12 protein-coding genes are annotated in these 14,089 nt (G+C 61.2%); 3 read left to right on the top strand and 9 right to left on the bottom strand.

Annotation, left to right across the window (positions count from 1 at the left end):
- Nucleotides 1–15: 15 nt before the first annotated feature.
- On the bottom strand, nt 16–981 hold the full coding sequence (locus DTF_RS0116905) for a cation diffusion facilitator family transporter (RefSeq protein ID WP_027716284.1): 966 nt from the start codon (nt 979–981) through the stop codon (nt 16–18).
- Between the two features lie 160 nt (nt 982–1,141).
- Between DTF_RS0116905 and trxB the strand changes: the two genes are divergently transcribed.
- The 3 genes from trxB to DTF_RS0116890 all read left to right on the top strand — a co-directional run bounded on the left by trxB (nt 1,142) and on the right by DTF_RS0116890 (nt 4,463).
- On the top strand, nt 1,142–2,068 hold the full coding sequence (gene trxB / locus DTF_RS0116900) for a thioredoxin-disulfide reductase (protein ID WP_027716283.1): 927 nt from the start codon (nt 1,142–1,144) through the stop codon (nt 2,066–2,068).
- A gap of 34 nt (nt 2,069–2,102) precedes the next feature.
- Nucleotides 2,103–3,632, top strand: coding sequence for a YifB family Mg chelatase-like AAA ATPase (locus DTF_RS0116895; protein ID WP_027716282.1), 1,530 nt, complete (start codon nt 2,103–2,105; stop codon nt 3,630–3,632).
- Nucleotides 3,633–3,821: 189 nt separating this feature from the next.
- Nucleotides 3,822–4,463 carry a GntR family transcriptional regulator gene (locus DTF_RS0116890; protein ID WP_027716281.1) on the top strand — a complete coding sequence of 214 codons (642 nt, stop codon included), beginning with the start codon at nt 3,822–3,824 and terminating at the stop codon, nt 4,461–4,463.
- Between the two features lie 128 nt (nt 4,464–4,591).
- On the opposite strand, the gene DTF_RS0116885 is transcribed toward DTF_RS0116890, so the two are convergent.
- From DTF_RS0116885 to DTF_RS24130, 8 genes are all read right to left on the bottom strand, one after another.
- Nucleotides 4,592–5,806, bottom strand: a complete 1,215-nt coding sequence (locus DTF_RS0116885) for an ABC transporter substrate-binding protein (RefSeq protein ID WP_226989394.1) — start codon at nt 5,804–5,806, stop codon at nt 4,592–4,594.
- Between the two features lie 113 nt (nt 5,807–5,919).
- The gene (locus tag DTF_RS25735) at nt 5,920–7,152 is read right to left on the bottom strand and encodes an amidohydrolase family protein (protein WP_051361414.1); all 1,233 of its coding nucleotides are present in this window, start codon (nt 7,150–7,152) and stop codon (nt 5,920–5,922) included.
- Nucleotides 7,149–8,027 (bottom strand): dihydropteroate synthase, encoded by an 879-nt coding sequence (locus tag DTF_RS0116875; RefSeq protein WP_027716279.1) that lies wholly within the window; start codon nt 8,025–8,027, stop codon nt 7,149–7,151. The genes DTF_RS25735 and DTF_RS0116875 overlap by 4 nt, the downstream gene beginning before the upstream one ends.
- 15 nt (nt 8,028–8,042) lie before the next feature.
- On the bottom strand, nt 8,043–9,851 hold the full coding sequence (locus DTF_RS0116870; RefSeq protein ID WP_081703056.1) for an ASKHA domain-containing protein: 1,809 nt from the start codon (nt 9,849–9,851) through the stop codon (nt 8,043–8,045).
- Entirely contained in the window at nt 9,830–10,498 is a 669-nt protein-coding gene (locus DTF_RS0116865; protein ID WP_027716277.1) for a hypothetical protein, read from the bottom strand. Before DTF_RS0116865 ends, DTF_RS0116870 begins: the two co-directional genes overlap by 22 nt.
- A gap of 8 nt (nt 10,499–10,506) precedes the next feature.
- The gene (locus DTF_RS0116860; protein ID WP_027716276.1) at nt 10,507–11,751 is read right to left on the bottom strand and encodes a uroporphyrinogen decarboxylase family protein; all 1,245 of its coding nucleotides are present in this window, start codon (nt 11,749–11,751) and stop codon (nt 10,507–10,509) included.
- A gap of 4 nt (nt 11,752–11,755) precedes the next feature.
- On the bottom strand, nt 11,756–12,400 hold the full coding sequence (locus DTF_RS0116855) for a B12-binding domain-containing protein (RefSeq protein ID WP_027716275.1): 645 nt from the start codon (nt 12,398–12,400) through the stop codon (nt 11,756–11,758).
- A gap of 41 nt (nt 12,401–12,441) precedes the next feature.
- On the bottom strand, nt 12,442–13,833 hold the full coding sequence (locus DTF_RS24130; RefSeq protein WP_051361413.1) for a methylenetetrahydrofolate reductase C-terminal domain-containing protein: 1,392 nt from the start codon (nt 13,831–13,833) through the stop codon (nt 12,442–12,444).
- Nucleotides 13,834–14,089: the final 256 nt, after the last annotated feature.

The raw sequence follows: 14,089 nt of genomic DNA, 5'->3' as shown, positions 1-14,089 counted from the left end.
TACCTTCCCCGTTGATCAGGGGCTGTGGCCGTGATCATGTCCGCCGTGGCCGTGGGAGCAGAGGCTGGAGCGGCGAGGACGATGCTTCAACTGCTGGATCACCGGCCCGGTGACGCATCGAGAACACTCCCCCTGCAGGGTGGAGTGGGTGATGTGATAATCATCGTCCAGCATGGTTTCGATCTCGCCGATAATCTCCCCCTGACGCAGCCGGTACTCGGGAAGGATGTCGATATGGGCCGACAGGGCGGAGATGTGGGAGCAGATCGACCAGGCATGGAGGTGGTGCACATCGTTCACCCCTTCCACCGCCCGCATCTTCTCAGCGACTTCGCTGATATCCACTCCCGCCGGGACTCCCTCCAGAAGGATGTGGGCCGCCTCCCGGATGAGGCGGACGGATCCCCAGGCGATGATGAGAACGATCCCTACGGAAATCAGGGCATCGAGCACATACCATCCCGTAAAGAGCATGATCACGCCGCCGATGATCACGCCCACCGAGGCCGCGGCATCGCCGAGGACGTGGAGGAAGGCGCTGCGGACGTTGAGGTCGTCGTGGGCATGGCCGTGCAGACGCCCGGCGGCGACCAGGTTCATCACCAGCCCGACTGTGGCGATGATGAACATCTCCTTGCTTTTGACCGCCTCGGGATGCTGGAAGCGGCCCCATGCTTCATGGAGGATGCCGAAGGCGATGAAAATCAGGGTCAGGCCGTTGATGAGCGAGGCGAAGATCTCCGCCCGATGCCATCCGTAGGTGCGCCGGTCGGTGGCCGGCCGGGTGGCCAGTTTAATGGCCATCAGGGACAGGATCAGGGCGAAGAGGTCCATGAAGACATGGGCCGCATCGGAGAGCAGGGCCAGGGAGTTGGTCCAGAAGCCGCCGATCGTCTCCGCCACCAGGGTGATGGCAGTCAGCGCGATGGCTATGCCGAAACCGCGGCTGATGCTCCGGTCAAGATGTTCTGATTCGGTCATGCGCGGCCTCCCGGTCTGTGCCTATTCTAGACCGTGCCCTCCGCCGAATCAAGGGTGTATGTTCGTCCCGCTCCCTTTCTTTTCGTCCAGCCGCAACCGGTTCCCATTTGAATCAGCCTGTGCTATGGTTTGGCCTTAATTTCCTCAAGGAGCAGCAACCATGTCCCAGTCCCTTTATGACGTCGTCATCATCGGCGGCGGTCCGGCAGGCCTCACCGCCGGTCTCTATACCTCCCGCGCCCAGCTCAGGACTCTTCTGGTGGAGCGTATGATCATGGGCGGTCAGGTGATGACCACCACCAAGGTAGAAAACTACCCGGGTTTTCCCGGGGGCATTGACGGCCCCGACTTGATGGTGCGCTTTCAGGAACATTGTCAGGAATTCGGGCTGGAAATTGAATATGGTGAGGTGGAAAGCCTTTCAGACCGAGGCCGGGAGAAAGTCCTGACCGTCGACGGCAAGGAAGTCCGCGCCCGCACCGTGATCATCACCACCGGAGCCGAACCGCGCAAGCTCGGCGTTCCGGGCGAAACCGAACTCACCGGCCGCGGCGTCTCCTACTGCGCCACCTGCGACGGCGCCTTCTTCCGCGAAGTGCCCGTGGCCATCGCCGGTGGAGGCGACACGGCCGCCGAGGAGGCCTTGTTCCTCACCCGCTTCGCCAGCAAGGTCTATGTCATTCACCGCCGGAACGAGCTCCGGGCGACAAAGATCCTCCAGGAGCGCCTGTTTGCCCATGACAAGATAGAGATTCTCTGGAACACTACCGTCGTGAGGGCCGAAGGGAACGCCTCGGGTCTTCAGGCGGTGGAACTGAAGGATACGGTCAGCGGCGAAAAACGCTGCCTTGATCTGCAGGGCCTCTTCGTTGCCATCGGCGTCACCCCCAAGGCCCATTTTATCGCAGAGGTTCTCGATCTCGATGAGGATGGCTATATCCTGACGGATGCCGAATGCCGCACCTCCATGCCGGGCGTTTTCGCCGCCGGCGACGTACGCAAGAAGATCCTCAAACAGATCGCTACCGCCGTCGGAGACGGCGCCGTGGCCGCCATTATGGCGGAGAAATACCTGGAGGGGCTGTAAGAAATACTCGTAAAAGACAATCAGGAGGGGGATTATGCTGGCCAAGGTACTTTCCGGAGCGTTGATCGGGATCAACGCCTATCCGGTGGAAGTGGAAGTCGATATCGCCCAGGGGCTGCCGCAGTTTTCCACCGTCGGCTTGCCCGAGGGGGCGGTCAAGGAGAGCAAGGACCGGGTCAAGTCGGCGATCAAGAACTCGGGTTACGAATTTCCCGCCCGGCGCATCACCATCAACCTGGCGCCGGCCGACATCCGCAAGGATGGCGCCGCCTTCGACCTTCCCATGGCAGTCGGCCTGCTCACGGCCACCGGCGCCCTCAAGCCCGCCCGCGAAGGCCGCTTCGTCTTCATGGGGGAGCTCTCCCTTGACGGCCGCATCAAACCGGTCAAGGGCGCCCTGCCGGTTGCCGTGGCAGCCAAGGACTGGGGCGTCACCGCCCTCATCCTGCCCGAAGAGAATGCCCCCGAAGGGGCGATCGTCGACTCCCTGCCGGTCTACGGAGTTCGCGATCTCGGCGAAGTGGTCGCCTTTCTAACCGGCGAAAAAGAGCTGGCCCCCTGCCGGGTCGACGCCCTCGACCTGTTCGCCCGAGCTGCCGTCCACGTCGAGGATTTCGCCGAAGTGCGCGGCCAGGAAAACGTCAAGCGCGCCCTCGAAGTCGCCGCGGCCGGAGGGCATAATCTCCTGATGGTCGGCCCTCCCGGGAGCGGCAAGACGATGTTGGCCAGGCGGCTCCCCACCATCCTCCCTCCCCTGTCCTTTCCCGAATCCCTTGAGACGACCAAGATCCACTCCATCGTCGGCCTGCTGCCGCGCCAAGACGCCCTCGTCGCCGTTCGCCCCTTCCGCAGCCCCCATCACACCGTCTCCGACGCCGGGCTCATCGGCGGCGGCACCGTTCCCAGGCCCGGCGAGGTCTCCCTGGCCCACAACGGGGTCCTGTTCCTCGACGAGCTCCCCGAGTTCAAGAAAAACATTCTCGAAATGCTGCGGCAGCCCCTGGAGGATGGACATGTGACCATCAGCCGCGCCGTGCAGAGCCTCACCTACCCCGCCTCCTTCATGCTGGTGGCGGCCATGAACCCCTGCCCCTGCGGCTTTCTCGGAGACACGAAGCACGACTGCACCTGCACCCCGCCGATGATCCAGCGCTACCGCTCCCGCCTCTCCGGGCCGCTCCTCGACCGCATCGACCTGCAAGTCGAGGTCCCCCGCATCCGTCACCGAGAGCTCGCCGACCCCCGCGACGGCGAGCCGAGCACCGAAATCCGGGGGCGGGTAGGCCGGGCCCGCCAGATCCAGCGCGAGCGCCTCGCGAAGTTCAGTCTCCACGCCAACGCCCAGATGCAGGCCCGCCACATCCGCCGCTTCTGTCCGGTGGACGAAGAGGGACAGAAGCTCCTCGAGATGGTCACCGACCGCCTCGGGCTCTCCGCCCGAACGTACACCCGCATCCTCAAGGTGGCGAGGACTATCGCCGACCTGGTCGGGGAGGAGCAGATCAAACAGGCGCACCTGGCCGAGGCGATTCAGTATCGGAGCCTGGATCGGAAGACACGCTGATTGGAAAAATCGCGACGGGCACGCTTGCGGCCTCTAAAAGGACCTCAATAGACGCTCCGTTATTCTCTGTTTACAAATGGGTGGTTGGTTCAGGCAAACTTCCTTGCATCGGCGGTGGAGAAACCGTATAGTAACAGCGTCTTATTATAAGCAGTTAGACCTGCGGAACCGACATAAAGAGGTCCACGGATGCCCGATCAGAGTCTTGAGTACAAAGTTTATCAGCAGATCAAGGACATGATGCTGAATTTTGACATCGTTCCTGGCCAACGGATAGTTATCACCGAGCTGGCCGAGAAACTCGGGGTGAGCCGGACTCCGGTCAAGATGGCCCTCATCATGCTGTCGAAAGAGGGGTTCGTGGACTATGCGCCCCGCCAGAGCTGCTATACGATACACCAGTATTCAAAGGAAGAGCTGGACAGCCTTCACGACTTCAGGGTGCTTCTCGAACTGGGCGCGCTGCCGAAATCGATCGAGAATCTGACTCCGGCGAAAATGAAGGAACTGGAAAAAAAAGCGCAGGATTTCAAGCGGGCGGGGGACATTGACAAGCGGGAGCTGCGATTCATGCTTGACCTGAGCTTCCACTCTTGTTTTGTCGACCTGGCGGGGAGTCCTTATCTATCCGAAGCTTACAGGGAAGTGTATCAGCGCTTTTTCATGCGCCGCAGAATCAGCAATTTCTTCGGCGACCGGTATACCCATGCCTTTGCGGAACATGAAGAGATTCTCGAGGCCTTCCGGCAGCGCGACGCGGAGCGGGCGAAGCGGGCCATCTGCACCCATGCCGCGGCGACCAAGGAGTTCGTCGACTCCATCTACTTCTGACCTATCTTTTTACCACCCGTTCGCTCCGCTCACTGGAGACACGGAGACACGGAGAAAACCTGAATCTTTTGATTTCCTCCGTGACTCCGTGGTGAAACATTCCTCTTAAATCATCATCTTGAGCGGTATCAGAGCTCCTTCCCCGGATCCTTGACGTTCTCGATGGTAGCGAATTCGATGTTGTACACCTTGTCCCCCACCTTCTTGGCTTCACGCACGTAGACGTTCTGGACGATGTCGCGCGTCTCGGGGTCGATGTAGATCGGGCCGCGGGGACTCGCTATTTTCAGCCCCTTGAGGATCTCCATGGCCTTGTCCCCGTCGATCTTCCCGTTCAGCTCCCTGATTACGGTATAGATGGCCGACATGCCGTCGTAGGCGCCGATGGCATGACCGTTAGGACGCGTGTTCGGATCGATTTTCCGATAGGCCTCCAGATAGGCGGCATTTTCGGGGGATTCATGGGCGGCCGAGTAATGATAGGTCGAAATCACCCCCAAAGTGGCATCCCCCATCGAATCCATGGCACCGTCGTCGAGAAGGTCACCGGTGGCGAGCAGGGTCACTCCCGCCTCCTTCAGACCGCGCTCCTCGAAGGACCTCATGAAGGCCATCCCCATCTGCCCGGTCGGGAGGAACACGAAGAGGCCTTGGGGAGTGCTGTCCTTGATGCGCTGCATGTAGGGTGCGAACTCCAGGTTCTTCAGCGGGACGCGCACTTCGCCGACGATCTCGCCTCCCTTGGCCTTGAAGGCCTTCTGGAACGCCTTCTCGGCGTCGTGCCCCGGGCCGTAATCGGCCACCAGGGTGTAGGCCTTCCGGTAGCCGTTGTCGTACGCCCACTGCGCCATCGGCGCCGAGACCTGGGGAAGGGTGAGGGAGGTTCGCACGATGTAGGGGGACTTGGTGGTGATGATCGAGGTCGCGGCCAGCATGTCGATCAGGGGAGTCTTCGCTTCGGTGGCGACCGGCGCACAGGCGAGCGCATCGGGGGTGAGGCCGAAGCCGGCGATGAAATCCACCTTGTCCTGCACCACGAGCTCCTGGCAGAGCCGCTTCGCTACCGCCGGTACCGGGCCGGTGACATCCTTGAAGATCAGCTCTATTTTCTTTCCGGCGACGGTATCGCCATGCTGAGCCATGTAGGCCTTGATGGCGTTGGTCATCTGGCGCCCGGAATCCGCAAAGGGCCCGGTCAGCTGGAGGACCAGGCCGATCTTGACCGTGTCTGAGGCTGCAGCAGCCTGGCCGGCCCAAAGCATAAGCACCCCACAGACAATGACCAGTAAACGGCTTTTCATCCTGCTGCGAATTCGTGTCATTACGGGCGTTCTTCCTTTCATGGCAATCTCCTTTTGTGACTCCTAGGGGCCCCTAGGGGAAAATCCGGGGAGGAAAATGCCCCCCCAGACGATGTAGCACCGTTGTAGAGCTGTTCCCGACCGCGGCGAATCATTCAGCCGGCAGCACTGCGCAGGAGCTTCTTTTCGGGATTCCCTGCACAATGTTCCTTTGAGACGATTTCTTCCCTGAAAACCTCCACAAGATGGTGGAGGTGAACAGGATCATCAAACGGGCTGCCTGCAAGAGCCACGCACTCTGCCTGTTGCCCGGCCGCCAACCTAGCCGGGGCGACTCCCCAACGCTGGCGCGGCAGCGATGTTGCCGCGCGCAGGATGTCTTCCATGGGAAGGCCCGCCCGGGCAAAAAAATCGAGCTCGTCGATCAGAGCCGCTCCGTGCCGCACCCCATGGCTGCCGGCATCCGAGCCGGCAATCAGCGGAACTCCCAGCTCCGCGGCCAGCCCGACATGCTCAAGATGGGAATCGAGAATCCGACGCAGGTTAGCGACCGTCTGTCCGTTCCATCCCGCAATTTCAGGATGCTGCCACTGGAAGTGGACCGGCGAAAAGGTGGGCACCCAGGCGATCCCCTGCTCAGCCATCCCCTGCAGCACCTCACGGGTCATGAAAAAGCCGTGTTCGATGGAGTCCACGCCTGCGGCCACTGCGGTTTCGAGGCCATCGATTCCGCTGCAATGGACAAAGGTGCGCAGCCCCTGTCGGCGCGCCAGGCTCACGATAAGACGCAATTCCTCCTCGTTGAATTGGGGTTTTCCCTTCACACCCCCTGCTTCGAAATCGATGATGCCGGTCAGGATCACCTTGAGTTCGTCCGCCGTCTTGCCGATCTCGCGCACGGCCGCTTCGATTTCGGTATGGCCGGCCACTTCCCGTGCCATGAAACTGCCGTAGCGGCCGGGCCGCCGCAGTCCCAGCCCGGCCGAACGCACCGTCACGGTTCGGGACTCGCTGCGAATGGCGTGGTTGATTCCGTAGCGGTCACCGGCATCCACGACCAGGGTCACTCCGGCCGCCAGGTTTGCCGCGACATTGGCCCGGGCCACTTCCTGCATTTCATCGTTCGTTGCGTTCAGGTATTCGCTGCGTGCCTGGAACTCGAGCTGCCCGCCATCGAGGAAAAGATGACAATGGGCTTCCACCAACCCCGGCATCAGGAAGGGGGCGCGCCGAACCGGGATCTTCCGTTTCTCCAGTGCGTCCGTGAAATCGCCTGCCGCAACATCGGTGATGTTGCCGTTTTCAACGACCATTGTATAGGGACCGTCCGGAAAATATTTTTCGCCGTCGAAGTAGCTGACGGCGACAATGGCATAATGGCGGCTCATGACCGGTAAAACCTCCGCACCTGGCGGAGCGCCTTGCCCCCGGTGAGTTCGATAAAGTCGCGGAAGGTCTGCATCACGTAGTTGTCTTCCGGCAACGGTCCGTATTCTTTCCAGGGCGTGCCCAGCACCGTATTCATGCCGGCCGGAACGGCAACGGTCAGAAAAGCGCATTCGAGCTGCTCCTTGAGAGCTGAACCATCGGCGGCCTTGCTCGGCAGCTGCTGGCCGATATTGCTGAGTCCGCCGGAGATATTGATGCCGGCCAGATCAGGGTCGCTGCCGATCAGACGGATCCCTTCGAGGGTGGCACGGGTCATCCCCGTCGTATCGGCGATCAGGGCGCTGACGGAAATATCGACAAACACGTCGCTGAGGCGCAGGCCGTGGTCGCGCACCAGGCGAAGGCTTGACCGCCTGGCCGTGGCGGCTATTTCCTCGCCGGTTTTATTCGGCGTGCCGACGCCGTCCTCGAGGCGCTCGGTCCCCATGAGAATGACCCGGAACGGGCGGATTTTCAAAAGGTCCATCAGCTCCCAGCGGGTTTCGGCAATGGAGTTGATGATCGGCAGCTCCCCGCCCGCCTTTTCCTGGTCGTAAGCCTTGAGGCAGACTTCCTGGACCTCGGCGTTTGGAAAATCAAAGGAGAGCGGCACGGAAACCGCCGCCTGGATCGCCCGGATCACTTCCGCCATGAACTGCGGATCTTTCATGGCCCGGGTGCCCGCGTTGACGTTCAGGGCAAAGGCGCCGGCTTCCACCTGCCTGACAGCGAGAGCCTGGATGCCGGCAAAGTCCTCATTTTCAAAGAGGGCACGGGTACTCTTGAAACCCGGGTTGATTCTTTCGCCCAGGACGTTGAGCTTAAATTTCTGCATGATTACTCCTCGAATTTATAGACCAATCCGTTTCATGAAAACCTTCTGGAAGTCCGGCTGGGTGCTCAGATCGAAATGACGGCAGCGCACCGCCAGCTCCCCGGCCTTTTCACGGGCGTCCCGTGAAGTCAGCGTCATCCGCACCCCGGCGCCGGCGGCGTTGCCGACCTGCGTAAACCGCTCCCGGGGGATGTCGGGGAACATCCCGATCCGGATACAACTCCGCACGTCGAGGTAAACACCGAACGCTCCGGCGATCACCACCCGATCTATATCCGACTCGACCAGTCCGTATTCCCGGATGAGCAGATCGATCCCAGCGCGAATCGCCGCCTTGGCCAGCTGGACTGCACGCACGTCCTCCTGGGTGAAGGCCACCTGCGGGGCCAGCAGGCATTCGCGTCTGTCGCCGGCCTCCCTGACGGCGGGATGGCCCAGGCAGATGCGCCCGCGCCGGTCGATGATTTGCGCCCTGCTCAGTGCCGCCAGCGCATCGACCACACCCGAGCCGCAGATTCCCACCGGGATGCCGCCTCCGATCACTTCCAACTGCAGGTCGCCGGAGGAAAATCGGACCCGCTCGATCGCGCCATGGGCGGCACGCATCCCCGAAGAAATGTTTCCGCCTTCGAGCGCCGGCCCCGAGGGCGTGGAGGCAGTGACGATCGTGCCATGATGAATCAGTGAAATTTCCGTGTTTGTTCCGACATCGACAATAAGGCTCGTCCCCTCCGTCCAGTGCTTTTCCGTGGCGAGCAGCGTTGCGACATGGTCTCCGCCGACAAAGCCGCCGATGTTGGGCAGGACATGCAGATAGGCTCCCGGAAGGACGGAGATTCCGAGGTCGCGGGTCTTGATGTCGAGGGCCGTGCAGGCCGCCGGAACAAAGGGGGCGCGTCCCAGCTGCGACACCGGCAGACCCAGCAGGAGATGATGCATGGCCGTATTGCCGCAGAGGGTGATATCGGCGATTTCGTCGGGGCTTGCCGAAACGGCGCTGCAAAGGTCCGTGGCCAGAGTGGTGATCGCCTCGACCGCGGCCCTTTGCAGCTCGCGCTGACCTCCACTCAGGCGGATTGCATGGTTCATCCGGCTGATCAGGTCGGCGCCATAAGCCACCTGGGGATTTTCAAGGCCGAGGCTCGCCAGGCGTGCTCCCGTTTCCAGGTCGATAAGGTATGCCGCCACATTGGTGGTGCCGAGATCAACGGCAAGCCCAAGCAGCCGCTTCCCGACCGGAATCACGCCGAGCAGCTCACCATCGCGTTCACAGGCACGCAGCCGCCAGTCGTTCTCACGCAGCATGGGCGGCAGTTGCTGCAGGGCGCCGAGGTCGCAGCACCGGATCCGTTCCTTGCCGAGAGTGTTCAGGAGGCGTTCAAAGTCGCCACCGTTCTCCGCCAAGGCTGGGTGAGCCATCTCGACATCAAAGGAGGAGACGAGAGGGGAGAATGGAAATGCCGCGTCGTCATCGTCCGCTTCGGCATCGGTTCGGACGACCTGGGCGAAAGCTCGGGGCGCCACCTCCACGACACAGTCCGTGACCGGCCGAATCCGGCAGGCACGCATCCACTGGTTGCCCTGCTCGAAAGAAAGCCGATCATCGACATCTCCATCCAGGAATTCAACCTTTCCGGAAATAATCCGGAACGCGCAACTGCCGCAGGCGCCCTCCCCGCCGCAGGCGCCGACCATGCGCATACCGGTCCGCCGAGCACATTGCAGAAGGGTCTCCCCCCCGACGACTTCGATGACCAGGTCCAGGCCGGCGAAATGGACCACCCGTCGGGTCGGCTCTTTTGTCAACGCGTCCGATACCTGCATTGTTCCCTCGAAGAACAGGTGTCACAGCGCCTGCGCCAAGGCTTCGCTGTAAGTCCTTTGCCGACGTTCACCAGAATGGACCGCGACTTCACGGGCCAGAGCATCCCCTTTTGCGTGACGGTAATCCCGATCTGTTCACCCCCGGCCAGCCCGACAACCTTGGCCTGCTGATCAAGGGAAAGGCCCCGACCGCCCGGCGTCAGCATGTCGCCCGTCGATAAGCCCAGCCGCCGGGCCTCGCCCCGCACTTTCCGTGCGGCAAGGCGCACGGTGTAAATCAGCAGTTCATTGCCCAGTTCATCCAGGGCAAGCGCCAGGGACAACTTGCGCTCGACACATAGAGTGGAAACCCGCTGTTCAAGGGCGGGACCCAGGGTGCAGGCCACGGCCGTGACTCCGTTCAACCCGCCAACGGCTTCAACTCCCGGCGCCTGCAAGGCCCCATCCCCTAGAAGGAGCTCTGCAGGGGTGCCGAGGAGCTCCCTCGATGCGATGTTCCGAAAGCTGCACTTCGGCGCAACCAGTGACTCGGATACGATCAATGACAGGGACTCCTGCCGGGCCTTCAGCGCGGGCCCCGCGGCCCGCGGCCGCTTCATCGCGGCGGCAAAAGCCCTGGACAGATCGATGTCGGCAACAACTGCCATGGTCTTCCTCAGGCCGAATACTTATGCACCGACCGGTACAGCGCCCTTACATTCTCCAACGGACTTTCATCGGGGACGCCGAAGGCGCAGTCCAGGATAAAGCCCCCGTCCTTGCCGACATTCTCAATCAGGCGACGGCAGGCCGCATCCACCTCTTCCGGGTTTCCCGTGGCCATCAAGGATGGAGAGACGTTGCCGCGCAGGCAGACGACATCGCCCAGCACCTCCTTGGCTTCGACCAGGTCGCTGCGCTCGAACCAGTAAATCGCTTTTTTTGCCGGGATGTCGCCGATCACTTCCATACGCTTGGTACAGACCGACTCCCAGAGGCAGACGGGGATCAGGTCGTTTTCAATCAGGCCGAGCAGCATCTGCCTGAACTGCGGCCACCAGAACTTCTTGAACTGATCCTGGGACATGAAGGAATCGGGCGCCCAGTGGATGGGGATGAACACGAAGTTGTTGCCGCTCGCCTTGGCGCCGGCGATCGCATGGCGCAGGAGCAGCACCAGCGCCTTGTCCATGGCTTCGAGCAGCTTGTCCGGGCGGCGTCGCATGTCTGTGAGGATCCCCTTGGCGCCCCGGAAGAAATCACCGAAGTAATCGAAGGGAGCATTGGTGCCGACCGCATGCGAGGCCGGATAGCCCAGATCCGCCATCTTCCTGGTGAAAGCCGCCCGGTGTTCGGCCAGGCGCTGCGCTTCCGCCGCCGTTTCCTGCAGGGCGGCCAGAGCCCGGACGGCTCCGGGATTGCCGAAATGACGCATATTGACCACCAGCTGGTGATAGTAGAGTCCGGCGAACTTCGGCAACTCCTCGATTCCTTCGAAGGCCGAGGCGATCCTCGGCAGATACTTGCCCAGGTAATAACCGGTCGGGTCGAAGATATAGTCGTCGTATTCGTCGGCCGTCATGTACTCGCGGTCGATGTATTGAAAGGGCTGGTTGTCGCCGACTCCGTGCCCGGGCCACTCGATCTGCTTGAAACCGATCTTCTCGCAAACCGGGCCGAGGGTCGTGACATGGACCGGGTAGTACAGGTCCGGATCGAGTTCGAGCAGAACCCGCTGCAAGATCTCGCAGGCCTTGTCGTAGTCGTACATCAGCTCGCGATTGGTAATGCCGCCATAGCGGGCGAGCCAGAACGAGGCTTGAAACGCGGTCGGAACGCGATCCGTCTGGCGCAGCGCGACCGCATCCAGGATGCGCTGCATTTTCTCTGCATAACGTGCGGGCCCGGTCTGGTCAGTCATGACATCACTCCCCCATGCATTTGCGGCTGTAGGTCACGGCATCCACCGCATTCAATCCGAAAGCATCGGCGCCGGTGTAGGCGCGGATTGTCTCATCGATCTGGCCGCCGCCGATCTGAATCTTCAGCTTGTCACGCATGCCGGCAGCCTCGATCGCCTCGATCGTCTCTTTCATCGAATCGAAGGCCAGCGTCAGGAAGCCGCTCAAGCAGACGACATTCGGCTGAAACGCCTTGATTTCTTCGATGAATCTGGCCACCGGGACATCGATCCCGATGTCCTTCACCTCGAAACCGTTGATGTCGAGCATGAAGGTGACGATGTTTTTACCGATGTCGTGCAGGTCGCCATGCACAGTCCCGATCAACACCCGTCCAAGCTTCCGCGACGGGCTGTCCGGCGATTGCTGGATCAACGGCTTCGTCATGGCGCCGATCTGGTCGAGCACCTCCCCGGCCAGGATCAACTCGGGAAGGAAATATTCCCCTTCCTCAAAACGCTTTCCTACGATATCCATGGCTTCGCGGCAGAGATCGAGCACAACCAGAGGATCGACTCCGCCATCCAGCATCTCTTGCGCCAGGACGAGGGCGTCTTCTTCTTCCATCTCGGCAATCAGTTCGACCAGCTTTTCCTTGTCGCTCATCATTCACCTCGGTTCCTGATACTGGGTAAAACAAGGCCCACTGCTTATCCGACACGGAGGCGCCGGGAGGGATCGGCGGCCGTTTGAACACGCTGCGCGGCACCCGATTCAACAATAATTTCAGCGAGAACATGTTCGTTGCGGTGACCCATCAAGTGGACACCGGCAACTCCGGCAATCTCCCGAAGGGCCTGGATGGTCTCGATGCAGATCTTCTTTCCTTCCAGCTTCGGATCATTTGCCTGTTCAATACGCCGGATCACTCCGTCAGGAATCACCACGCCCGGCACATTGCCGTTCAGCCAGCGGGCGACGCGCACCGAAGCCAGCGGCCCGACCCCGACCAGGATCCGACAGCGCTGCTCGAGCCCGCGCGCCCGCACTTCGACCATGAATTTCTTGAACATTTCGAGATCGAAACAGAACTGGGTCTGGATAAACTGTGCGCCCGCCTCGATCTTCTTCTCCAGGTTCACGAGACGGGATTCGAGTGTCGGTACGAAAGGACTGATCGTAGAGCCAAGGAACAGGTTCGGGATCGAGGACAAGCGTCGTCCCGAAGCATATTCGCCACGATCGCGCATGCCGCTGGCGATCTCCAGGAGGGAGACGGCGTCGAGGTCAAACACCGGACGGGCCTGGGGGTGATCACCGGATTTGACGTCGTCGCCCGTCAGGCAAAGCAGGTTGCGGACTCCAAGCGCAGCCGCTCCCACGAGATCGGCCTGGATGGCAATCCGATTGCGGTCACGGCAACCGGTCTGGAAAACGGAGGCATATCCGCCGGCGGCAAGGATTGTCGAGGCGGCCAGACTCGACATGTGGCAATTGGCGCCGGCACTGTCGGTCACATTGACGGCATCGACCAGCCCGCGAAAGTGTCCGGCCCTTATCAACAGGTCCTGGGGATCCACGGAATCGGGAGGGGAAATTTCCGCCGTCACCAGGAAACGCCCCGACCGGCAGGCCTGCTCGAAGGCCGCCGGCTGCCGTTCCGGCGGTGAGGGTGCTGGAGGTTGATTTTCGGCAGGGGTACATTTTTCGCCCAGTACAATCTCGAGCCAACTGGAAGAACCCTCCCTGCTGTAATCGACGGGAGGCTGTATCCTGGCGATCTCCGTATGCATGGCCATCTGCCCGGCACCTTTGAACGCTTCCAGCCAGACACAAGGCATGTCCGTGTGGACCTCGCAGCAACCCTCGGCAGTCACGCCGCCGCAGGGGCCGTTGCGCAGCCGCTTTGCGCAGTTCATGGGACACGCCATGCCGGTCGCGGAGAGCACACACTGTCCGCACATCCGGCAATCGAAAAGGATCCCCTTCAACCTGCTTTCTACGGCTGCCAATAAGCGGTCTGAGCGTTTCCGGCCCAGCAATGAGAGACCGGCCCGCAGCAACGGCAAGATCCGGCAAAAGCCCTTGTAGAAGAGCTCCATGCTCCGTGCATGACGAACCGACCAGTGACGCACACTTCTCATCGGCTTACCCAATCCCTATCGACAGCACCCTGGAGTCGATGATGATTCTTTGAATTCTACCGTGAATTCACCAATGAATTCGATGCTGCATACAGTCTTATATAACGCTGTTATTTTGTCAAGTGGATAAATGTAAAAACCACCCGTCGGGTCAACCGACCAGGGACGTCAGTGCGACATCAGGACGGGCAGCGTCATGTCCTTCAGGAGCTGC

The sequence above is a fragment of the Desulfuromonas sp. TF genome (assembly GCF_000472285.1).
Lineage (GTDB): Bacteria > Desulfobacterota > Desulfuromonadia > Desulfuromonadales > ATBO01 > ATBO01.
The sequence above is the reverse complement of the archived record's forward strand: the minus strand, read 5'-3'. Positions and strand labels throughout refer to the sequence as shown.